This is a genomic window from Pseudomonas sp. AF03-9 (genome assembly GCF_020515815.1).
In the GTDB taxonomy this organism is placed as follows: Bacteria; Pseudomonadota; Gammaproteobacteria; order Pseudomonadales; family Pseudomonadaceae; genus Aquipseudomonas.
This window is the reverse complement of the sequence record NZ_JAHPJF010000018.1, coordinates 63,212-85,478: the sequence shown is the minus strand read 5'-3', so window position 1 is coordinate 85,478 and position 22,267 is coordinate 63,212. Positions and strand designations below refer to the sequence as shown.

Here is a 22,267-nt window from a genome sequence, read left to right as displayed (position 1 = left end):
TTTTTTGTGCCCGCAGAAGGGTCAACTGCTCAGATCGAAATCTACATCCAAAACGAAAGCGTTACCGCTGGGGTTGGTGTCAGTGGTACCTCTCAACTGGCCACTGATTTTAATGATGCCTGCACTCAAGCTCAGGATGGTCAATGTTCCGGCGATGCAAGTTACCGTGTAATGTTCCGTGGGCGACTTGACCGCATACCATACTTTGACCTCGGTAAACTCCTGCTTGGACAAGTCGATAACGCTGCCTGTGCGAACATTGTCGGGCAGTTGGATATGTATTTCCTTAATGGTTACGGAGTTGTCCGCATGTCGTGCGTCAATGCTGTAGGTTGCCCGCTCGAAGTCATGTTTTAGTGTCAGTGTCTGAAAAATAACGGGCGACAAATTGATCTTTGCATCGAATTGCCCGGTGGCCATAAGGCGCTTTGGACGTAACAGCTTTTGTTGTGCGGGCGTTAAAGCTTGCTGTTGTGCGGACATGATAGCTTCTCCATCGCTGATGAATGTGCGTGTAACAGAGGTGTCAGCGGCTCTGTCATGAAGCATGAGATAGGAGAGTGTAGGCGCTGTAAACTGTCAACACTAACAGTATACGAATGCAACAGTGTATGAGCGCCTGAGAGTTCAACGACTCTTTGCTACAGAAGTACGCGTTAGCGGCTGCCTGCTGTTAAGGGATACATCTAAGTGGTGACGTTTTAATCAGCTTTTGTACTAATGGACTGTGCGTCAAGTGACAGCGCTGAACCAGACCGAGCCGCTTTTGCGGCGCATGTGCATTAATGGCTAGGGACGCTGTGCGACTCAGCCAAACAGCCCCGCCGCGATATTGATCGAGAAACCGAGGATCGCGGTGTTGAACAGAAACCCGATCAAGGACTGCCCCAGCACTACCTTGCGCATGCCCCGCGTGGCCACACCCACATCCGAAGTTTGCACCGCCACGCCGATGGTGAACGAGAAGTACAGGAAGTCCCAGTAATTGGGCGTCGTCAGGCCTTCGGCAAAACGTAGCGCCGGTTCCTTGCCGTCCCAGGTGTAATACAGGCGGGCGTAATGCACGCTGAAAATCACCCCGATCAGCAACCACGAACCCATGACCGTCAAGCCAGTAAAACCGTAATGCAGCAGACGTTCGGTGGTGGCCAGGTCCTTGCTGCCGACCAGTTCGAAAGTGATGGTCGCCAGGCTAGCGATAGCGGCAATGCACACCGTGAACAGCACCAGCCCGGCGTTTTCATCTTCGATTTCGGCGATGCGTTTGACGTCCGGGGCCTTGGCGCGGATGGTCAGCCACAGCATCAGTATCAGGTAGGTCCAGACACCGGCGTTCCAGCCGATGAGGGTTTTGCTGATGAGGCTGCCGGCGGGGACCAGGATGCCGACGGCAAGGCCGAGCAGGGCGGCGGCGGAGAGGCGAGGGTGGGTGCGGGCGAGGAAGGGCATAGGGACTCACAGCTGACGGCGTGTGAGCAGACTGTACAGGAACGAGAATGCGGTAACTAACCCCCTGTGGGAGCGGGCTTGCTCGCGAAGGAGGTGTGTCAGTCAACTCATTCATTGGCTGACCCACCGCCTTCGCGAGCAAGCCCGCTCCCACACAAGCCAGCTCCCACAAGGGGAGCTGCGGTGTTGGGGCTATCGAGGCTTTTTCTTCACGAGTTTCATGACCACCACAAAGAACACCGGCACAAACACCACCGCCAGCGTCGCGGTGATCATCCCGCCAATCACCCCCGTACCAATCGCCTGCTGGCTCGCCGAGCTGGCCCCGGTGGCAATCGCCAGCGGCACCACGCCAAGGATGAACGCCAGCGAGGTCATGATGATCGGCCGCAAACGCAGGCGCGCGGCCTTCAATGTCGCGCTGATCAAGTCTTCACCTTGGTCGTACAAGTCCTTGGCAAACTCGATGATCAAAATCGCGTTCTTCGCCGACAGGCCGATGATGGTGATCAAGCCCACTTTGAAAAACACATCGTTGGGCATGCCGCGCAAGGTCACTGCCAACACCGCGCCAAGCACGCCCAGCGGCACCACCAGCAGCACCGACGTTGGAATCGACCAGCTTTCATACAGCGCCGCCAGGCACAAGAACACGATCAACAACGACAGGCCCAACAGCAACGGTGCCTGGGCGCCGGACAAACGTTCCTGCAACGACAGCCCGGTCCATTCCTGACCCAGGCCAGCGGGTAACTGGCTGACCAGTCGCTGGATTTCATCCATCGCTTCGCCCGTACTGTGCCCTGGCGCCGCTTCACCGCTGATCGCAATTGCCGGGTAGCCGTTATACCGGGTCAACTGCGCCGGGCCTTGGGTCCACTTGGCTTCGACAAATGCGGACAGCGGTACCATCTTGCCGGCGTTGTTGCGCACGTGGATCTTCATCACGTCTGCCACCTGGCTGCGCTGGTCGCCTTCGGCCTGCACCACCACGCGCTGCATGCGGCCCTGGTTGGGGAAGTCGTTGATATAGGCCGAGCCGATCGCCGACGACAACACATTTCCCACGTCCGCAAAGGACACGCCCAACGCATTGGCTTGCTTGCGGTCCACCACCAGTTGCACCTGCGGCGCCTCGGCCAGGGCGCTTTCGCGCACGTTGGCGAGGATCGGGCTTTTCTCGGCGGCCGCCAGCAACTCGGTACGCGCCGCCATCAAGGCCGCATGGCCGACGCCGCCACGGTCCTGCAAGCGGAATTCGAACCCGCTCGACGTACCCAGCCCATCCACCGGCGGCGGCAGGATCGCGTAGGCAATCGCATCCTTAAGTTCGCTGAAGGCCATGTTGGCGCGGTCGGCAATCGACGCCGCGGAGTCGTCGCTGCCGCGCTCGGACCAATCCTTGAGCGTGGTAAACGCCAGCGCCGCGTTCTGCCCCGAACCGGAGAAACTGAAGCCCATGATCATGGTGGTATCGCCCACCCCAGGCTCGCCGGTGTTATGCGCTTCGATCTGCTCGGCCACCTGCACCGTGCGGTTCTTGCTCGCGCCGGGCGGCAGCTGGATGTCGGTAATGGTGTAGCCCTGGTCCTCCACCGGCAGGAACGAGGAGGGCAGGCGCATAAACATCAGCCCCAGGCCCACCAGTAGTACGGCATAGATCAACAGGTAGCGGCCGCTGCGTTTGAGGGCATAGGCCACCCAGCCTTCGTAGCGGTCGGTGAGCTGTTCAAAACGCCGGTTGAACCAGCCGAAAAAGCCGCCCTTGGCGTGGTGTTCATCCTTGGCAATCGGTTTGAGCAAGGTGGCGCACAGCGCCGGCGTCAAGGTCAGGGCGAGGAACGCCGAGAACAGGATCGAGGTGGCCATCGACAGCGAGAACTGCTGATAGATCACCCCCACCGAACCGGCCATGAACGCCATCGGCAGGAACACCGCCACCAGCACCAGGGTGATGCCGACAATGGCCCCGGTGATCTGGCCCATGGCTTTACGCGTGGCTTCCTTGGGCGACAGGCCTTCGGTGACCATGATCCGCTCGACGTTCTCCACCACCACGATTGCATCGTCCACCAGGATGCCGATCGCTAGCACCATGCCAAACATGGTCAGCACGTTGATCGAGAACCCCAGCAGCAACATGGTGGCAAAGGTGCCCATCAACGCAATCGGCACCACCAGTGTCGGGATCAGCGTGTAGCGCACGTTCTGCAAGAACAGGAACATCACCGCAAACACCAGCGCCATGGCCTCGAGCAAGGTGTAGACCACCTTGGTGATCGAGACTTTGACGAACGGCGAGGTGTCGTACGGAATCTTGTACTCCACGTTCGCCGGGAAGTAGCGCGACAGCTCATCCATCTTTGCCCGCACCAGGGTCGCGGTGTTCAACGCGTTGGCGCCCGGCGCCAGTTGCACGCTGACGGCGGTGGACGGCTTGCCGTTCAGGCGCGTGGAGAACTGGTATTCCTGGCTGCCGATTTCCACCCGTGCCACATCGCCGATGCGCACGGTAGAGCCGTCGGGGTTGGCCTTGAGCACGATGTCGGCGAATTCTGCCGGTGTGGACAGCTGGCCCTTGACCAGGATCGCAGCCGTGATTTCCTGGGTGTTTGTCCCCGGCAGATCACCGATGCTGCCCGCTGAAACCTGGGCGTTCTGCGCGCTGATCGCCGCATTCACATCGGCGGGCGTGAGGTTGAAACCGATCAGCTTCTGCGGGTCGACCCAGATGCGCATCGCGCGTTCGGCACCGTACAGCTGGGCCTTGCCCACACCGTCCAGGCGCTTGAGCTCGTTCATCACGTTGCGCGCCAGGTAATCGCTGAGCGCCACGTCATCAAGCTTGCCGTCGTTAGACGTGAGGGTCACCAACAGCAGGAAGCCGGCGGAGACTTTCTCCACCTGCAAACCCTGCTGGGTCACGGCTTGCGGCAAGCGCGGCTCTACCGCTTTGAGGCGGTTTTGCACATCGACCTGGGCCATTTCCGGGTTGGTGCCCGGCTGGAAGGTGGCGGTGATGGTGGCCGAACCGAGGCTGCTCTGGGACTCGAAATATAGCAGGTGATCGGCGCCGTTGAGCTCCTGCTCGATCAGGCTGACCACGCTTTGATCCAGGGTCTGCGCCGAGGCGCCGGGGTACACCGCGTAGATTTCCACCTTGGGCGGCGCGACGTTGGGGTACTGCGCCACCGGCAACTGCGGGATCGCCAGCAAACCGGCGAGCAGGATGAACAGGGCGACCACCCAGGCGAAGATCGGGCGGTCAATAAAGAACTGCGGCATGTCGGATTATTCCTTTGCGAGCTGGCCGGAGGTTGGGCTGTCGTCCACCTCGACTTTTTCCCCGGGGCGGGCGTGTTGCAGGCCTTCGACGATGATGCGGTCACCGGGCTTGAGGCCGTGGCTGACCACCCAGCGATCGTTGATCACCGCACCCAGCTCCACGGGTTGCTGGCTGACGGTCTGCTCGGCGTCCAATAGCAACACCATGGGGATGCCCGCGCTGTCACGGGTGATGGCGCGTTGCGGAACGCTGATGCCTTGGCTGTCGACGGCCTGCTCCAGGCGCACCCGCACAAAGCTGCCGGGCAACAGGTCGAGGTCCGGGTTGGGGAACTCGCTGCGCAGGATGATCTGGCCGGTGCCGGGGTCGACGCTGATCTCGGCGAACAGCAACTTGCCTGGCAACGGGTAGAGGCTGCCATCGTCCTGGACCAGCGTGGCCTTGGCCTGGTCCTGGCCAACCTGCTTCAAGCTGCCGGCACGGAAGGCGCGGCGCAGATCATTCAGCTCACGGGTGGATTGGGTCAGGTCGGCGTGGATCGGGTCCAACTGCTGGATGATCGCCAGCGGCGTGGCTTCGTTCTGGCCCACCAGGGCGCCTTCGGTGACCAGCGCCCGGCCGATACGCCCGGAAATCGGCGCGGTCACGGTGGCGTAGCCCAGGTTCAACCTGGCGCGCTCGACGGCGGCCTTGTTGGCGGCGACTTCGGCGTTGGTCTGGCGCACGGCGGCGCGGGCGTTGTCGTAGTCCTGGCCGCTGATGGCGTTGCCTTCCACCAATTGGCTGTAGCGCTGCTCCTGCAGGCGCGCCTTGAAGGCGTCTGCCTCGGCCTTGCTCAAGTTGGCCAGGGCACTGTCGAGGTCGGCCTTGAACGGGGCCGGGTCGATACGGAACAGCACGTCGCCCTGTTTGACGTCATGGCCTTCCTTGAACACCCGCTGCATCACCACGCCGGCGACCCGTGCGCGCACTTCAGCGATGCGCGGCGCGGCAATGCGCCCGCTCAGCTCGCTGCTGATCGACAGGGGCTTGGCTTCCAGGGTTTCGATGCGCACTTTGGCCAGGGGCATTTGCGGCGCTTGGGCGCCAGAGTCGCCACACGCGCTCAGGGCCAGGGTGAGGGCCAGCAGGCAAAATGGCGCAAACAGATTCTTCGACATGCTCTTATCCCAATAATGAGAGGTGCATCCTAAGGTCACGGGTGGGGGAGTGCTGTGAAGCTATGTAGGGGGTGTGTGAAGAAATGTAAGGTGCCGCCCATAGTCGGCAGAGGACGTATATCCTTGCACAATCCTGCAAACACCAAAGATCGAATAATGTGGGAGCGGGCTTGCTCGCGAATGCGGTGGGTCAGTCACCTGATGAGTTGGCTGGCCCACCGCATTCGCGAGCAAGCCCGCTCCCACATTGGATTTGTGTATGACTTTTAACCGTATCTACTGGAAACACCATGCCCAACATCCTCCTGGTGGAAGACGACGCCGCACTTTCCGAGCTGATTGCCAGCTACCTGGAACGCAATGGCTACCACGTCAGTGTGCTCAGCCGTGGCGATCATGTCCGTGAACGCGCACGCCTGAACCCGCCGGACCTGGTGATCCTCGACCTGATGCTGCCCGGCCTCGACGGCCTGCAAGTGTGCCGCCTGCTGCGCGCCGACTCGGCGGGCCTGCCGATCCTGATGCTGACCGCCCGCGACGACAGCCACGATCAGGTGCTGGGCCTGGAAATGGGCGCCGACGACTACGTCACCAAACCCTGCGAACCTCGCGTGCTGCTGGCCCGCGTGCGCACCTTGCTGCGCCGCAGCAGCCTGTCCGAGCCGCAGGTGGCCAACGACCAGATCATCATGGGCAACCTGTGCATCGATCTGTCGGAGCGCACCGTGACCTGGCGCGAACAGGTGGTGGAGCTGTCCAGCGGCGAATACAACCTGCTGGTGGTGCTGGCCCGGCATGCCGGTGAAGTGCTCAGCCGCGACCAGATCCTGCAACGCCTGCGCGGCATCGAGTTCAACGGCACCGACCGCTCGGTGGACGTGGCTATCTCCAAGCTGCGCCGCAAGTTCGACGACCACGCCGGCGAAGCCCGCAAGATCAAGACGGTGTGGGGCAAGGGCTACCTGTTCAGCCGTTCCGAGTGGGAATGCTAAGCGATGTTTCGTGTACTCCTCAGGCTGTACCTGATCATCATAGTCACCTACAGCGCAGCGACGTTCCTGATTCCCAAGCTGGTGATCCAACTGTTCGAACACCGCTACATGGACTACAACGTCGAGCAGTCGCGGGGCATGCAGAAGCTGATCGTCAAGCAATACCTGCGCGCGCCGGTGGAGCGCTGGTCCCAGGTCACTGAACACCTCAACGCCGATTTCGCGCCGCTCAAAGTGCAATTGCTGTTGCGCCAGGACGCCAGCTACACACCAGAAGAAGAGCAACAACTGGCGGCCGGCAAACCGGTGATCCGCCTGGGCGAATGGGGTTGGATGGAGGACATCAGTTCGCCGATCAACCAACAGTTCGTGGTCAAGCTGACCATCCCGCCCGACCCACTGGACATGAACCTGCTGTATTGGTCGATGAACGTGCTGATCGGCGCCGCGCTGCTGGCGTGCCTGCTGGTCTGGCTGCGCCCGCACTGGCGAGACCTGGAGCGCCTGAAAAGCACTGCCGCACAACTGGGGCGGGGCAATTTGGCGGAGCGTACGCGGATTCCATCAAGCTCCAACATCGGCAGCCTCGCGGCGGTGTTCGACACCATGGCCGATGACATCGAGCACCTGCTCAACCAGCAACGCGATTTGCTCAACGCCGTCTCCCATGAACTGCGCACACCGCTCACGCGCCTGGATTTCGGCCTGGCCCTGGCGCTGTCCGATGACTTGCCCGAGGCCAGCCGCGCACGCCTGCAAAGCCTGGTGGCGCATATCCGCGAGCTGGATGAACTGGTGCTGGAACTGCTTTCCTACAGCCGCCTGCAAAACCCGGCGCAGTTGCCGGAGCGGGTCGACGTGGTGCTCGATGAGTTTATCGACAGCGTGCTCGGCAGCGTCGATGACGAACTGGAGAATCCCGACATCGTCATCGATGTGGCCCTGGACTGCGCCGTCGAACGCTTCAACCTCGACCCGCGTCTCACCGCCCGCGTGCTGCAAAACCTGCTGCGCAACGCCACGCGCTACTGCGATGGACGCATTCAAGTGGGGGTCAAGGTCGGGGCCGACGGCTGCGAGATCTGGGTCGACGACGATGGCATCGGCATCCCGCTGGACCAGCGTGAGCGTATCTTCGAGCCGTTCTACCGCCTCGACCGCAGCCGCGACCGCGCCACCGGCGGTTTCGGCCTGGGGTTGGCGATCAGCCGACGCGCCATGGAGGCCCAAGGCGGTACATTGATCGCCCAGGCCTCGCCGCTGGGCGGCGCGCGCTTTCGCCTGTGGTTGCCCAGCGTGCCTTGACCCCACGATCCCCCAAGGGCTGAACCAGCAGGGCGGTGGGATGCAGGGGGTAAAAACACAAAATGATCTAAAGTCAGATCATATTGATATAAGTCGTTATAAGAAAAATCGCTATCCTGCCGCCAGAAATTTATATGGCCGCAGGTAGCTGTAATGGATGTGGGTAATTTTGGTTTCGTCGTTGCCGGCCTGATCGTGGGTTTTATCGTGGGCATGACCGGTGTGGGCGGGGGCTCGTTGATGACCCCGATCCTGTTGTGGTTCGGCATCAACCCGGCCACCGCCGTGGGCACCGACCTGTTGTACGCGGCAATCACCAAGTCCGGTGGCGTGCTGGTGCATGGCAAGAACAAGAACATCGACTGGACCATCACCGGCTGGCTGACCCTGGGCAGCGTGCCCGCGGTGTTGCTGACCCTGTGGTTCCTCGCCAGCCTGCACACCGACCCCAGTTCGATGAACGCGGTGATCAAGCAGGCCCTCGGCGTGGTGCTGCTGCTGACCGCCCTGGCGATACTGTTCAAGAGGCAGCTGTTGGCCTTCGCCCAGCGCCATGCCGGCGACAGCTACCACATGAGCCCGCGCAACCTGAACCTGTTGACGGTGGTTACCGGGGCTATCCTGGGCACCATGGTCGCACTGACGTCCATCGGCGCTGGCGCCCTCGGCACCGTGGCGCTGTTTATCCTCTATCCGTTCCTTGCCACGCGGCGCCTGGTCGGCACCGAGATCGCCCACGCCGTGCCGCTGACGCTGGTCGCGGGCCTGGGCCACGCCAGCATGGGCAACATGGATTGGCACTTACTGGGCTTCCTGTTGATGGGTTCGCTGCCGGGGATCTACATCGGCAGCCATATGACCGGCAAACTCCCGGACGGCGTACTGCGCCCGTGCCTGGCGGTGATGCTGATGGCCATCGGCTACAAACTCGCTTTCTAAGACCGTACGCCATTGAACCTGTGGGGCGGGCTTGTGTGGGAGCCCGCTCCCACAGGTTTCACCGAGGCTGGCCTCAGGCTTTCGCCGGCCCGTTGCCGATCTGCCACACAAACGGCGGCTCAGTTCCATTGATCTGCCAATCCCCGACAATCCGCGCCTTGTAGATCACCGGATTGTGCGACGACACTGTACGCGCATTGCGCCAATGCCGATCCAGGGCCTTGCCCTGGCGGACATCCGATGCCCCCAGTGCATTGAATAATTGGCTGGTGGCGCGCTGGATCAAGTCCGACACCACCACCTGCGCGGTCGCCGATTCAATCTCGGCCGCCACATTGGCTTCGCGCTCCACCGCAGCATCCCCGCCAAACCGCGCCACATAGGCCCGTTGTGCCGGTAGCGTGGCCTTCAACGCGCTGGCCTCGGCGGCGTAGACCAGTGCTGCGACTTCGCCCACCACTTGTTGGATCTGCGCATCCCCGCTGACATGGGGCGCGTTGCCATGGCTGTAGATGCGCTTGCGGCTGCGCACCTGCTCGGCCACGTCAACCAGCGCGGCACGGCCGATCCCGGCCAGGCTGGCTAAGAGGACAAGCTGATAGAACGCGGTCTGGTATTTGAAGCGCGTGGCAAAGTCGATGACGTTTTCAGCCTCTACTACCGCGTCGGTAAACCGCGAGGTGCCGCTGCCGGTGGTGCGCTGACCAAAGCCGTCCCAGTCATCGCTGTGCTCCACGCCGGGCTGGCGTGCGCGGGTGGCGGCGATCACATCGCCACCGGTGTCGCTGCGCTGGGCATACACGTCGATCCAGTCGGCGAAAATGCTGCCGGTGCTGTAGAACTTTTCACCGTTGAGTTTCCACTGGTCGCCGTCAGGGCTGACCTGGGTCACCACATCACCAATGGCGACGTTGCCGATTTCGGTCCAGGCGCAGCCAACGATATCGCCGTCGACAAAACGCTTGAACCATAGGTCGCGACCGGCACTCGGCGGCGCGTTGAGGCGGTCTTCGGCAAATGCGAAGTGCCCGCGCAGGGCCTGGGGCACGTTGGAATCGGCGGCGGCCAGTTCGATCAACAGTTCAAACAGCTGCGGCAGGGACGCGCCGCCGCCGCCGTATTCCACTGGCACGCGTACTGCGCCGAAACCCGCCTCCTTGAGCCATTGGATCGGCTCATGGGGCAGGGTGCGGGCCTGTTCGCGCTGCACGGCGCCTGCGGCGATACGCGCGAAGATCGGCCGGAAGCGGGCGGCCAGCGTGGGGTAATCGACGCCGGTGGACAGCGGGTTGATGACGTGGTGTTCGGTCATGGCAAGGGTTCCTGGGCTGTGATCAATGCAAGGGCGATTGCACAGTCCGTGCCGGGTGCGCGGGCCCGTGTTTGCGGGGGCAAGGCCGCCGTGACTGTTGCCCTGGCAACAGCGAATCGACAAACCGGCGTAATCCAGTGCAGTGACGGTTTGGCCCGCCAAGCGCTGCAACCCCCTTGCCACGGGCGTTTGCCCTGGCTGGCACGCTTGCTGCTCAAGCCTTGGGTACATCCCATTTGTACGAGGTAGTGTTCGATGAGTCAGAAGCCTGTGAAATTTGCCTACTGGGTGCCCAACGTCAGCGGCGGGTTGGTGGTCAGCAAGATCGAGCAACGCACCCACTGGGGCATCGACTACAACCGCAAACTGGCGCAGCTGGCGGAAGCGGCCGGCTTTGAATATGGCTTGACCCAGATCCGCTTTACCGCCGGCTACGGTGCGGAGAACCAGCATGAATCCGTGGCGTTCAGCCATGCGCTGCTGGCAGCGACCACCACCCTCAAAGTGATCGCCGCGATCCTGCCCGGCCCGTGGCAACCGGCGTTGGCGGCCAAGCAACTGGCGACCATCGACCAGCTCACCAACGGCCGTATCGCGGTCAATATCGTCAGCGGCTGGTTCAAGGGCGAGTTCCAGGCTATTGGCGAACACTGGCTGGAGCACGATGAGCGTTATCGCCGCTCCGAAGAATTTATCCGCGCGCTCAAAGGCATCTGGACCAAGGACGATTTCACCTTTAAAGGCGATTTCTACCGTTTCAACAACTACACGCTCAAACCAAAGCCATTGGGCCAGCCGGAAGTGTTCCAGGGCGGCAGCTCACGGGCTGCGCGGGACATGGCGGCGCGGGTGTCGGACTGGTATTTCACCAACGGCAACACCCCGCAAGGCATCAAGGCCCAGGTCGATGACATCCGCGCCAAGGCGGCGGCGAATAACCATTCGGTCAAAATCGGCGTGAACGCCTTTGTGATCGCCCGCGACACCGAAGAAGAAGCCCGCGCCGTGCTCGCCGAGATCATCGACAAGGCCGACCCGGAAGCGGTGAATGCCTTTGGCGACGCGGCCAGGCAGGCGGGCAAGGCGTCGCCCGAAGGCGAGGGCAATTGGGCCAAGTCCAGCTTTGAGGACCTGGTGCAGTACAACGACGGCTTCAAGACAAACCTGATCGGCACCCCGCAGCAGATTGCCGAACGCATCGTCGCGCTCAAGGCCGTGGGGGTGGATTTGGTGCTCGCCGGGTTCCTGCACTTCCAGGAAGAGGTCGAATACTTCGGCAAGCGCGTGTTGCCGCTGGTGCGTGAGCTGGAAGCCAAAGCCGCGATCAATGTGGTGAGCGAGCTTGCAGGGTAAGGACTTCGAAGCCGTCCGCCGTGACGGCCACGGTGTGTTCCCATTGCGCCGACAGGCTGTTGTCCTTGGTCACTACCGTCCAGCCATCCTTGAGGCTGCGTGTCTTGGCGCCGCCCTGGTTGAGCATCGGCTCCACGGTAAACACCATGCCTTCGCGCAGTTCCAGCCCGGTGCCGGGGCGGCCGAAGTGCAGAACCTGCGGTTCTTCATGCATCTGCCGGCCGATGCCGTGCCCGCAGTATTCGCGCACCACGCTGTAGCCATTGGCCTGGGCGTGGCTCTGGATAGCGTGGCCGATGTCGCCCAGGCGCGCGCCAGGCTTGACCTGGCGGATGCCGGCCCACATCGCTTCGAAGGTCTGCTCGACCAGGCGCCGCGCCTTGGGGGCGACGCTGCCAATCATGTACATCTTGCTGGAATCGGCGATGTAGCCGCCTTTTTCCAGGGTGATGTCGATATTGATGATGTCGCCGTCCTTCAACACGGCTTTGGCGCTGGGCATGCCGTGGCACACCACTTCGTTGATCGAGGTGTTGATCGAGAACGGATAGTCATATTGGCCGAGGCTGGCCGGGCGGGCCTGCAGGTCGTTGCGGATGAAGGCTTCGACGGCGGCATCCAGCTCCAGGGTGGAGCGGCCAGCGGCGACAAAACCGTCGAGCATGTCGAACACTTGCGCCAGCAGGCGCCCGGATTCACGCATCACAGCCAGTTGTGCGGCGGTCTTGATCATCAACTGCGCCCCCGGATCAGGTCGGGTTTATCCAGCAGCAGCTTGTTGATCAGCGCGTTGTAGGGCAGGTCGGGATTGAGTTCGGCGAGCAGGCCGATCTTGATCCAGAACTCGGCCTGGGCGTTGATGGAGCGATCCATCGCGGCGCTGGCCACGCGCAGTTGTTCGTGCAGTTGGTCGGTGATCTTGACGATGCCCATGGGGTTCACTGTGATTGAGTAATATACAAAGCGTATACGTTTCGTATGTTGCGAGTAAACCTTTTGTTGACTCATCCGGCGTCGGCGGTTAATTTCAGGGCATGACCTATCAAGCCTTCCGTACCCAGCCGAGCATGATTATTACCGCCATTCCTCATTTGGCGGGATAGCGCACGGCTGTACCCAAACCCGCCCTAGAGGCGGGTTTTGTTTATCCGTCTCCAGGGCCTTCGACACAACGCCAGGAGACACCCATGAGCACCTTGCTTGAGCACTATGTGAAAAAGATCCTCGCCGCCCCGGTGTACGACCTGGCGGTGCGCACGCCCCTGCAAGCGGCGCCGGCCTTGTCGGCGTTGCTCGGCAATACCCTGCTGCTCAAGCGCGAAGACCTGCAGCCGACGTTTTCCTTCAAGATCCGCGGCGCCTACAACAAACTGGTGCAGCTCAGTGACGAGCAAAAGGCCCGGGGCGTGGTGACTGCGTCGGCGGGCAACCATGCCCAGGGCGTGGCCCTGGCGGCGCGGGAGTTGGGGATCGCGGCGCGTATCGTGATGCCGGCCACCACGCCGGAACTGAAGGTGCTCGGCGTACGCTCCCGGGGGGCCGAAGCGGTGCTGCACGGCACGAGTTTCCCGTTGGCCCTGGCCCATGCGTTGCAACTGGCCGAAGCGTCGGGGTGCACCTTTGTTTCGCCGTTCGATGATCCGGATGTGATTGCCGGCCAGGGTACGGTCGCCATGGAAATCCTGCGCCAGCAGCAAGGTCCGTTGGACGCGATCTTCGTGCCGGTGGGCGGTGGCGGCCTGATCGCCGGGATCGCGGCCTACGTCAAATACCTGCGCCCCGATGTGCGCATCATCGGCGTTGAGCCCGAAGGTTCCAGTTGCCTGCTGGCGGCCCTGCGCGCGGGTGAGCGGGTGGTGTTGCCCGGTGTCGACGGTTTTGCCGACGGCACGGCGGTGGCGCAGGTCGGCGCCTATGGTTTTGAAATCTGCCGGGACTGGGTGGACGAGGTCATCACCGTCAGCAATGACCAACTGTGCAGCGCCATCAAGCTGATCTACGACGACACGCGCTCGATCACCGAACCGTCGGGGGCATTGGCCGTGGCAGGCATTTGCCAGTACGTCGCGCGCAGCGGCGTCCGTGGGCAGACCTTGGTGGCGGTGAATTCCGGGGCGAATATCAACTTCGATAGTTTGCGACATGTTGCAGAAAGAGTGGCTGCGCAAGCTGTGGCTTGAATCGGGGCGCCGGGTTAAACGTTTAATCGCGGCGGTTCGACGATGTTTTAAACGGCACCGTCCAACTTATATAACCGTGCTGCGCGCTTATGAGGAAAGGTTACAACAAGGTCGGATTTTGCCGAGTAGGCTTATTGACTGTAAACGTCTGCCAGGGTCGGCAAGACGCGGCAGGCCAGTGCCTGCCGGACTCACAACAATCGATTGGCAGTCTCATGAAAGGAGAGGTTGACCATGCTTTCGGAATTGGAACTTCGCAGCATCATTGAAACGAGTTTCCTGCCCAAACGGTGCGAATGCACCAAAGCCGAAGATGCTTCGCTGACGATCAAGGTCTATGACGACCGCGACCGTGACCGGGTGGATTTGGAAGTCAAAGGCATCAACGCCGACAAGCTCGACAGCAGTCGCGCCATTTGCAACCTGATCACCGGGTTGCGCGAAGACCTCAAGCACAGCCACGCACCCACCCTGCAACGGGTGGCAGCGCGCGGCTACTGATCAGGCTGTGGTTTGAGGGTGAATCACCGAGGATCTATGGGCCTGGATAAACGCCAGGCCCAGCACGATTTCTGTCACCACTGCCAGCAGGATACCCGGGCCGGCATTGCCATTGATCCACTCACTCAGGCCCAAGGCGGCCAGCACAAAGCACCCGCAGATAAAACCGGTGGTGATGGCGCGGCGTGTGTCGGACGCAGGTGCGTGACGGACGCGGTAAAACATGATGCCAAGGGCCAGGAACAGCGCGGCGTTACGCCGGCAGACCAGCCCCGTGGCACTTGAATACTCGACGTTCCACAACCACAGCAGCCAGTCGGGGCGTAGGCCCCACGTCAATGCGAGGGCGAAGCAGAGCAGGGCGGTAAACAGGGCGAGCGTATGAAAGCGCAGCGGCATGATGAGTCCTTTCGGCCGTGGGGTCAGCGCGCAAGGATAACCTGTCGGCACAGCTAACGCCGCCCTTTGTCAGCACGCTGTTCAATTCTGGGACATGCAGGCATCGGAGAGTTTTTTGTAGCTCACATATTGCTCTGTGCCGGCCTTGTCCAGGAACTTGATATTGGCCTTGATCACCTTGCATTCGCTGGTCTGCGGTTCGTTCATCGAAATGACTTTCTGCACATCCATGGGCATGCCGTAGCGATACGGCACGGGTTCGGCATCGGCGTGTGCCACGCCCGACACGGCGGCCAGCGTGAGGCTAAGGGCGATTAGCAGGGATTGGCTTTTCATGACAGTTCTCCAACAGCAGTTCATTGGCCCATCGAGCTGATGGGCGGACGAGCTCACTGTTGGCCCCAAGCATTAACCATGGATTAATGCCGGGGGTTGCTGACAAAAGCTTCATGTTTAAAAAGCGATTACCTACATGATCGCCGACTTTGTCCTACATCTTCGTGGTATTTAGCCCAGTTGATGACGGTAAGGCAGGTCCGGACCGGTCTTGGTGCAGGTCATCGCCGCAGCCCGGATGGCAAAGCCCAGCATGCTATCGATCTGCTCGCGGGACAGCTGTTGCAGGCCCTCTACCGAGTCCATCCCATGCTCGGTCAGCCAAGTGATCAGCGCCGCCTGGAAAGTATCCCCGGCACCGACGGTGTCGGCCATCACCACCTTGACCGCAGGGGCGGACCAATGGCCGTGCTGGCGGCTGAACACGCTGGCGCCGTCGCCACCGCGGGTCAGGAATACCAGTTGGCAACGGTGTTGCAGCCAGCCTTGCAGGACGCTCTCCGGCGACTGGTCTGGGTAAAGCAGGTGCAGGTCTTCGTCGCTGACCTTGATCAGGTCCGCATGCTGCACCAGCTCGGCGATGCGTGCGCGCCACAGCTGGATATCCGGCTGCGGGTTGAGGCGTACGTTGGGGTCGAGGCTGATCAGGCGCTTGCCGCTTTCGCGGCGGACCAGGCTGAGCAAAGTGTCGCCAACCGGCTGCACCACCAGGGAGTAGGAGCCGATATGCAGGCCACGGATGTCAGCGCCGAGTGGCGGTAGATGGTGGGCCTCCAGCATGCGGTCGGCGCAGCCCTCGCCACGGAAGTTGTACTGCGGCGAACCATCGGTGCCCACCGCGACCATCGACAACGTGGTCGGCGCGGCAAACTGCACCAGGAACTGCTCGCTCACACCTTCATCCCTGAGCACCTGCACCAGGCGCCTGCCGAGGAAGTCGCTCGACACGCCGCCCAACAATCCCGACTCGACCCCCAGCCGACGCAACCCCACCGCCACGTTGAACGGTGAACCGCCGGCAATCGCCTTGTAATTGACCTTGGACGCCTGCCCACTGGCATCTTCCTCGCTGAAAAAATCGAACAGCGCTTCACCACACACCAGATACATAGTCGTTCGCTCTTAAAGGGTTGCCACGAGCTGCTGGTAGCGCTCGTAAGCCTGTTGATAGGCGCTCACATTGGCCGCTACCGGCACGGTACGGCTGGCCGGGTCGATACTGACGCATCTATCGCACAGGCTGGCCAGGGATTCGCCAGACTGGCACCAGGCTGCCTGGATCGCCGCGCCCAGGGCGGCGGCTTCGCTTTGTTCGGTACAGATCACCTCGGTGTGCATGATGTCGGCGACCATCTGCCGCCACAACGGGCTTTTCGAACCACCGCCGATCAAGCGGATGCTCTGGCTTTGCAGGCCGGTCTGGCGCAGCAGGTCGAGGCCGTAGCGCAGGCCGAACGTGGTGCCCTCGACCACCGCGCGGCACAGGTTGGCGCGGCTCAGGTTACTCATGGTCAAGCCGTGCAGGCTGCCGCTGGCATGGGGCAGGGCGGGCACGCGCTCGCCGTTGAGGAACGGCAGCATGTTCACGCCATCGGCACCAATCGGTGCCTCGGCTACCTGGGCGTTGAAGGCGGCGAGGTCAAGCTCGAACAGCTCGCGGATCGCCCCGGTGGCATTGGTCAGGTTCATCGTGCAGATCAGCGGCAGCCAGCCGCCGCTGGAGGAACAGAAGGTCGCGACCGAGGTCTGGGGACTCACGTTGGGCTGATCGGCAAAGGCGTAGACCGTGCCCGAAGAACCGAGGCTCATGGTGATTACGCCAGGGGCGATATTGCCGGTGCCGATGGCGCCCATCATGTTGTCGCCGCCGCCGCTGGACACGATGGCGCTGGGGTTGATACCCAGGCGTTCGGCGATGTGCGGCAGGATCGTACCGACGCTCTGGTCGGCCTCGATCAGTTGCGGCAACGCGTTGACCAGGCGCCCGCTGGGGTCGATATGCTGCAGCAGCGCCACATCCCATGCGCGGCTGCGCACGTTGAAATAACCGGTGCCCGATGCATCGCCGTATTCCGCGACGGCGCGCCCGGTGAGCCAGTAGTTGAGGTAGTCGTGGGGCAGCAGGATGTGGGCGATGCGCGCGAACAGGTCGGGGTGTTGCTCGCGGGTCCAGAGCAGTTTGGACACGGTGTAGCCCGGCGCGATCGCCACGCCGAGCCGTTCCAGCGAGCCGCTTTCGCCGCCCAGGTGCTGCAACAGGCGGTCGTTTTGCGCGCTGGTTTCGGTGTCGCACCACAGCTTGGCCGGGCGCAGGACCTGGCCCTGCTCGTCGAGCAACACCAGGCCGTGCTGTTGCCCGGAAACGCCGATGCCGAGGATGGCCTGGCCGTCCACGCCGGCCTGTTGCAAGGCACGGTGGGTAGCCTCGGTAAAGGCGTCGAGCCACTCCTGGGTGTGCTGTTCACGGCGACCATTGGCGCCGCTGATCAGGGTGTGGGCCGCCGCGCCGAGGCCCAGCACTTTGCCGCTGGTGGCGTCGAGGACGATGGCCTTGGTGCCTTGGGTGCCGCAGTCGATGCCAAGGAACAGGTTTTGCTGGGTCATGATGATTTGCTCAGCAGTTTTATTGTTTGGAGTGTTAACCCGCTGCCACATTTTTTAATTCGGTTTCTTCTGGAGTTGCTTCAGTGTTGCAGTCACGCCATTGTCGCGCAGGCTCGCATAACACTTCTCGAACGCTGCCACAAACTCAGGCGAGTTGGGAATAGCCTTACCGAAAATCTCCTCCACGCCCAACAACCGTTGGCTGATCAATGCCTCGTCACGCACCAGCCCCTGGCAAAACTGCGCACGCGGGTCCGGGATCTTGTAGCTCGCGCCATTTTCATCCACGCCCTTCAAATACAAGGCCCAGGCGGCAACCACCAGCGCCGCACGTTCCGTCTCGCGGCCATCGGCGATCAAGCGGTTGATGGTCGGCACGGTGAACTTGGGAAACTTCGACGACCCATCGGAACACACGCGTTCCAACTGGTCGGCAATCGCCTGGTTGGAGAAGCGGTCCACCAAGGTCTGCTTGTACTGCGTAAGGTCGATGCCGGGCACCGGCGCCAGATTGGGCGTGACGTCCAGGTCCATGTAGGCGCGCATGTAGGCGACAAACAGCGGGTCATTCATGGTCTCGTGCACAAACCGGTAACCCTTGAGAAACCCCAGGTACGTGAGGGCCAGGTGGCTGCCGTTGAGCAGGCCGATCTTCATCTCTTCGTAGGGCGTGACGTCATGGGTGAACTGCACGCCGACCTTTTCCCAGGCCGGGCGGCCGTTGACGAACTTGTCTTCCAGCACCCACTGTACAAACGGCTCGCACACCACCGGCCAGGCATCGTCGATGCCGTGTTCATCGTGCAATTGCAGACGGTGGGTGGCGCTGGTCATCGGCGTGATGCGGTCGACCATGGCATTGGGGAAGCTCACATTGGCGGCGATCCAGTCACGCAGCTCGGCGTTGTGCAACGCGGCGAACGCCAGCAGCGCCTTGCGCGTGACGGCGCCGTTGTGCGGCAGGTTATCGCAGGACATCACGGTAAATGCCGGGATGCCGGCGGCGCGGCGTTGGGTCAGGGCCGCGCAGAGAAAGCCGAACACGGTCGTCGGTGCCTTGGGATGCGCCAGGTCATGTCTGATTTGCGGCAGGTGGGCCATGAACTCGCCGTTGCTGTCATCGATGCAGTAGCCGCCTTCGGTGATGGTCAACGAGACGATGCGGATCTCGGGGCTGGCGAGCTTGTCGATCAGCGCCTGGGCGCCGTCTTCGGCCAGCAGCATGTGGCTGAGGGAGCCGATCACGCGCACTTGGGTGTCGTCGCTGTCGCCCAGTTCATACAGGGTGAACAGGTAGTCCTGGCCGGCGAGGTCGTCGCGGGCCTTGCGGTCCTCGGCACGCAGGCCGACGCCGCAGATGCTCCAGTCCAGGCCTTCGCCGGTATTCATCAGCGCATCGGTGTAATACGCCTGATGCGCCCGGTGGAAACCGCCGACGCCGATGTGGGCAATGCCCTGGGAGGTATGGGTGTAAGTCGGCAGTTGTACGTCTGGCGCCAAGCGGGTGAGGTTTTGCTTATTCAGTTTCATCACAAATCTCGCGAAATCAGGCGGCAGCGCGCAGTGGACGTGCCACGGCCACGCCATCGGAGTCGAACAGGTGACAGTGCGCCGGGTCGATGTGCAGGTGCAGGGTTTCGCCGTATTGGCTGGCCATGTCCCCGCGAATCCGCATGGTCAACGGCTCGCCGTTGGCCGTATTGACGTGGCAGAAGGTGTCGCTGCCCAGGCGTTCGCCGACGTCGGCGGTGACGGTCAGGGTGGTCTGGCCGGGAGTGGCGATTTCCAGGTGTTCCGGGCGGATACCCAGGGTCACGGCGCTGCCGACGCTCAGGCTGGCAGCGCTGAGTGGCAGGCTGATGATGGTGCCGGCGTCCAGTTGCACTTCGCAACTCTGGCTGTCGACGCGGGTGACCTTGCCCTTGAGGAAGCCCATCTTCGGCGTGCCCAGGAACCCCGCGACAAACAGGTTGGCCGGTTGGTGATAGAGCTCCAGCGGCGAGCCGACCTGTTCGATGCGGCCGCTGTTGAGCACCACCACTTTGTCGGCCAGGGTCATGGCTTCGACCTGGTCGTGGGTCACGTAGATCATCGTCGCTTGCAGCTCTTTATGCAGGCGCGCCAGTTCCAGGCGCATCTGTACGCGCAGCGCGGCGTCGAGGTTGGACAGCGGTTCATCGAACAGAAAGATCTTCGGGTTGCGTACGATCGCACGGCCGATGGCGACACGCTGGCGTTGGCCGCCGGACAATTGCTTGGGCTTGCGCTCCAGCAACGGCCCCAGTTCGAGGATGCGTGCGGCTTCGCTGACCTTGCTCTCCACCAGCTGCTTGTCGACGCCGGCCAGGTCCAGGGCAAACGACATGTTTTTGCGCACGCTCATGTGCGGGTACAGCGCATAGGTCTGGAACACCATCGCCAGGTCACGCTTGGCCGGGGTCACTTCGGTGATGTCGCGCCCGTCCAGTTCGATGGTGCCATCGCTGACTTCTTCCAGCCCGGCGATCAGGCGCAGCAGGGTGGATTTGCCGCAGCCCGAGGGGCCGACGAAGACCACGAATTCCTTGTCGTTCACTTCCAGGTCGATGCCTTTGATGATCGAGAAACCTTCGAAGCCTTTTTGCAGATTCTTGATTTTCAGGTTGGCCATGATGGGCCTCCGCTAGGAATTGTTATTTGACGGCGCCGAAGGACAGGCCGCGCACCAATTGCTTCTGGCTGATCCAGCCAAAGATCAGGATCGGCGCACAGGCCAGGGTCGAGACGGCAGACAATTTGGCCCAGAACAAGCCTTCGGGGCTGGAGTAGGAGGCGATCAACGCAGTCAGCGGCGCGGCCGCGGACGACGTCAGGTTCAGCGACCAGAACGCCTCGTTCCAGCACAGGATCAGCGACAGCAGTACCGTGGATGCCAGGCCACCCTTGGCAATCGGCAGCAGCACGCGGACCATTTCCTGCCACAGGGTGGCGCCGTCGAGGCGGGCGGCTTCGAGGATGTCCTTGGGGATGTCCTTGAAGTAGGTGTAAACCATCCACACCACGATCGGCAGGTTGATCAGGGTGTAGATGATGATCAGCGCAATGCGCGTATCCAGCAGGCCAAAGCTCTTGGCCAACAGGTAGATCGGCATCAGCACGCCCACGGGTGGCAGCATCTTGGTGGACAGCATCCACAGCAGCGTGCCCTTGGTGCGCTGGGTTTCGTAGAACGCCATGGAGTAGGCCGCCGGCACCGAGATCAGCAGGCACAAGGCCGTAGCGCTGAAGGAAATCAGCACCGAGTTCCACGCGTAGCTGAAGTAATTGCTGCGCTCGTTGATGTGCAGGTAGTTCTCCAGCGTCGGTGTGAAGATGAACTGCGGCGGCGTGGCGAACGCGTCGATTTCGGTCTTGAAGCTGGTCAGCACCATCCAGAAGATCGGGAAGAAAATCAGGATTGCGATGGCCCAGGCCAGGGTGCCAAGCAACAGGCTTTGCAGGCGACGGGATTGTTGAAGCGTCATGGCGCGGCCCTCAAGGCTTGTCAGTCAGGTTTTTGCCGATCATCCGCACCAGGATGATCGCCGCGATATTGGCGATGACCACGGCAATCAGGCCGCCGGCCGAGGCCATGCCCACGTCGAACTGCACCAGCGCCTGGTTGTAGATCAGGTAGGCGAGGTTGGTTGACGCATAGCCGGGGCCACCGTTGGTGGTGGTGAAGATTTCGGCGAAAACCGAGAGCAAAAAGATCGTCTCGATCATCACCACCACGGCAATCGGGCGGGCCAGGTGGGGCAGGGTCAGGTGCCAGAAGATCGCGATGGCGCCGGCACCGTCCAGGCGCGCGGCTTCCTTTTGTTCCTGGTCGAGGGATTGCATGGCGGTCATCAGCAGCAGGATGGCGAAGGGCAGCCATTGCCACGACACGATGATGACGATCGACAGCAACGGGTAGTGCGCCAGCCAGTCCACCGGCTCGGCGCCGAAGAACTTCCACACGGCGGCGAGAATCCCCGACACCGGGTGGAAAATCAGGTTCTTCCAGATCAGCGCACCGACGGTGGGCATGATGAAGAAGGGCGAGATCAGCAACACCCGCACCAGGCCGCGACCGAGGAACTCACTGGCCTCCAGCAGGGCGCTGATCAACACGCCGAACACCACGCTGATCAGCAGCACGCTGCCCACCAGCAACAGGGTGTTGGTGGCGCCGGGCAAGAAGCCCGAATCGGTGATGAAGTAGGTAAAGTTTTCCAGCCCGACGAACTGATTTTCGCCGGGGTAGAGCAGGTTGTAGCGGATCAGCGAAAAGTACAGGGTCATGCCCAGCGGCACGATCATCCACAGCAGCAGCAGGGCTACCGAGGGGCTGACAAGGAACCAGCCGGGGTTGGCCAGGCGGTTTTTGCGCGGCTTGTCCGGCACGGCGGTTTGCACTTGGGCAGTGTTGGTATTCATAGGATCAGAAC

General features: G+C 62.0%; 20 protein-coding genes and 1 pseudogene. 6 read left to right on the top strand and 15 right to left on the bottom strand.

The features are described 5' to 3' along the window. Positions 1-21: 21 nt before the first annotated feature. The 4 genes from LIY36_RS21950 to LIY36_RS21935 all read right to left on the bottom strand — a co-directional run bounded on the left by LIY36_RS21950 (position 22) and on the right by LIY36_RS21935 (position 5,895). Positions 22-483 (bottom strand): hypothetical protein, encoded by a 462-nt coding sequence (locus LIY36_RS21950; RefSeq protein WP_226457135.1) that lies wholly within the window; start codon positions 481-483, stop codon positions 22-24. Positions 484-807: 324 nt separating this feature from the next. Further along, positions 808-1,449 (bottom strand): DUF1345 domain-containing protein, encoded by a 642-nt coding sequence (locus tag LIY36_RS21945; RefSeq protein WP_226457134.1) that lies wholly within the window; start codon positions 1,447-1,449, stop codon positions 808-810. A gap of 192 nt (positions 1,450-1,641) precedes the next feature. Then, positions 1,642-4,734, bottom strand: coding sequence for an efflux RND transporter permease subunit (locus LIY36_RS21940; protein ID WP_226457133.1), 3,093 nt, complete (start codon positions 4,732-4,734; stop codon positions 1,642-1,644). A 6-nt stretch (positions 4,735-4,740) separates the two neighbouring features. After that, positions 4,741-5,895, bottom strand: a complete 1,155-nt coding sequence (locus tag LIY36_RS21935) for an efflux RND transporter periplasmic adaptor subunit (RefSeq protein ID WP_226457132.1) — start codon at positions 5,893-5,895, stop codon at positions 4,741-4,743. A 290-nt stretch (positions 5,896-6,185) separates the two neighbouring features. Here LIY36_RS21935 and LIY36_RS21930 point away from each other — a divergent pair, with 290 nt between their 5' ends. The 3 genes from LIY36_RS21930 (at position 6,186) to LIY36_RS21920 (ending at position 9,131) form a co-directional block, all read left to right on the top strand. Next, positions 6,186-6,887, top strand: coding sequence for a response regulator transcription factor (locus LIY36_RS21930; protein WP_192299634.1), 702 nt, complete (start codon positions 6,186-6,188; stop codon positions 6,885-6,887). A gap of 3 nt (positions 6,888-6,890) precedes the next feature. Next, complete coding sequence (locus LIY36_RS21925; protein WP_226457131.1) at positions 6,891-8,192, top strand: ATP-binding protein; 1,302 nt, start codon at positions 6,891-6,893, stop codon at positions 8,190-8,192. A gap of 153 nt (positions 8,193-8,345) precedes the next feature. Beyond that, positions 8,346-9,131 (top strand): sulfite exporter TauE/SafE family protein, encoded by a 786-nt coding sequence (locus LIY36_RS21920; RefSeq protein WP_226457130.1) that lies wholly within the window; start codon positions 8,346-8,348, stop codon positions 9,129-9,131. 73 nt (positions 9,132-9,204) lie between these two features. Here the strand turns inward: LIY36_RS21920 and LIY36_RS21915 are convergent, their stop codons facing one another. Then, positions 9,205-10,443, bottom strand: a complete 1,239-nt coding sequence (locus tag LIY36_RS21915; protein ID WP_226457129.1) for an acyl-CoA dehydrogenase family protein — start codon at positions 10,441-10,443, stop codon at positions 9,205-9,207. 255 nt (positions 10,444-10,698) lie between these two features. Here LIY36_RS21915 and sfnG point away from each other — a divergent pair, with 255 nt between their 5' ends. Continuing rightward, positions 10,699-11,796, top strand: coding sequence for a dimethylsulfone monooxygenase SfnG (gene sfnG, locus LIY36_RS21910; protein ID WP_226457128.1), 1,098 nt, complete (start codon positions 10,699-10,701; stop codon positions 11,794-11,796). On the opposite strand, the gene map is transcribed toward sfnG, so the two are convergent. Both map and LIY36_RS21900 read right to left on the bottom strand, forming a co-directional pair. Beyond that, positions 11,768-12,529, bottom strand: coding sequence for a type I methionyl aminopeptidase (gene map, locus LIY36_RS21905; protein WP_226457127.1), 762 nt, complete (start codon positions 12,527-12,529; stop codon positions 11,768-11,770). The two genes, sfnG and map, sit on opposite strands and share 29 nt — an antisense overlap. After that, positions 12,529-12,729: a ParD-like family protein gene (locus LIY36_RS21900; protein ID WP_226457126.1), complete on the bottom strand. Its 201-nt coding sequence runs from the start codon at positions 12,727-12,729 to the stop codon at positions 12,529-12,531. Before LIY36_RS21900 ends, map begins: the two co-directional genes overlap by 1 nt. Before the next feature lie 254 nt (positions 12,730-12,983). On the opposite strand from LIY36_RS21900, the pseudogene ilvA reads away from it, so the two are divergent. Together ilvA and LIY36_RS21890 are read left to right on the top strand one after the other, a co-directional pair. Next, positions 12,984-13,952 (top strand): annotated as a pseudogene (gene ilvA, locus LIY36_RS21895) (threonine ammonia-lyase, biosynthetic); the annotation flags it as partial. 258 nt (positions 13,953-14,210) lie between these two features. After that, on the top strand, positions 14,211-14,477 hold the full coding sequence (locus LIY36_RS21890) for a DUF1652 domain-containing protein (protein ID WP_192299626.1): 267 nt from the start codon (positions 14,211-14,213) through the stop codon (positions 14,475-14,477). On the opposite strand, the gene LIY36_RS21885 is transcribed toward LIY36_RS21890, so the two are convergent. The 8 genes from LIY36_RS21885 to LIY36_RS21850 all read right to left on the bottom strand — a co-directional run bounded on the left by LIY36_RS21885 (position 14,478) and on the right by LIY36_RS21850 (position 22,256). Then, a complete protein-coding gene (locus tag LIY36_RS21885; protein ID WP_226457125.1) occupies positions 14,478-14,876 on the bottom strand; it encodes a hypothetical protein in 399 nt (132 codons plus the stop codon). 81 nt (positions 14,877-14,957) lie between these two features. Next, entirely contained in the window at positions 14,958-15,212 is a 255-nt protein-coding gene (locus tag LIY36_RS21880; protein ID WP_192299624.1) for a DUF2790 domain-containing protein, read from the bottom strand. Positions 15,213-15,383: 171 nt separating this feature from the next. Further along, the gene (locus tag LIY36_RS21875; protein ID WP_226457124.1) at positions 15,384-16,322 is read right to left on the bottom strand and encodes a carbohydrate kinase family protein; all 939 of its coding nucleotides are present in this window, start codon (positions 16,320-16,322) and stop codon (positions 15,384-15,386) included. Between the two features lie 12 nt (positions 16,323-16,334). Next, a complete protein-coding gene (gene xylB, locus LIY36_RS21870; RefSeq protein ID WP_226457123.1) occupies positions 16,335-17,816 on the bottom strand; it encodes a xylulokinase in 1,482 nt (493 codons plus the stop codon). A 54-nt stretch (positions 17,817-17,870) separates the two neighbouring features. Then, on the bottom strand, positions 17,871-19,346 hold the full coding sequence (locus LIY36_RS21865) for a mannitol dehydrogenase family protein (RefSeq protein WP_226457122.1): 1,476 nt from the start codon (positions 19,344-19,346) through the stop codon (positions 17,871-17,873). A gap of 16 nt (positions 19,347-19,362) precedes the next feature. Next, complete coding sequence (locus LIY36_RS21860; RefSeq protein ID WP_226457121.1) at positions 19,363-20,466, bottom strand: ABC transporter ATP-binding protein; 1,104 nt, start codon at positions 20,464-20,466, stop codon at positions 19,363-19,365. Positions 20,467-20,488: 22 nt separating this feature from the next. Further along, entirely contained in the window at positions 20,489-21,319 is an 831-nt protein-coding gene (locus tag LIY36_RS21855) for a carbohydrate ABC transporter permease (protein WP_003173672.1), read from the bottom strand. A gap of 10 nt (positions 21,320-21,329) precedes the next feature. Beyond that, positions 21,330-22,256 carry a carbohydrate ABC transporter permease gene (locus tag LIY36_RS21850; RefSeq protein WP_226457120.1) on the bottom strand — a complete coding sequence of 309 codons (927 nt, stop codon included), beginning with the start codon at positions 22,254-22,256 and terminating at the stop codon, positions 21,330-21,332. Between the last annotated feature and the right edge of the window lie 11 nt (positions 22,257-22,267).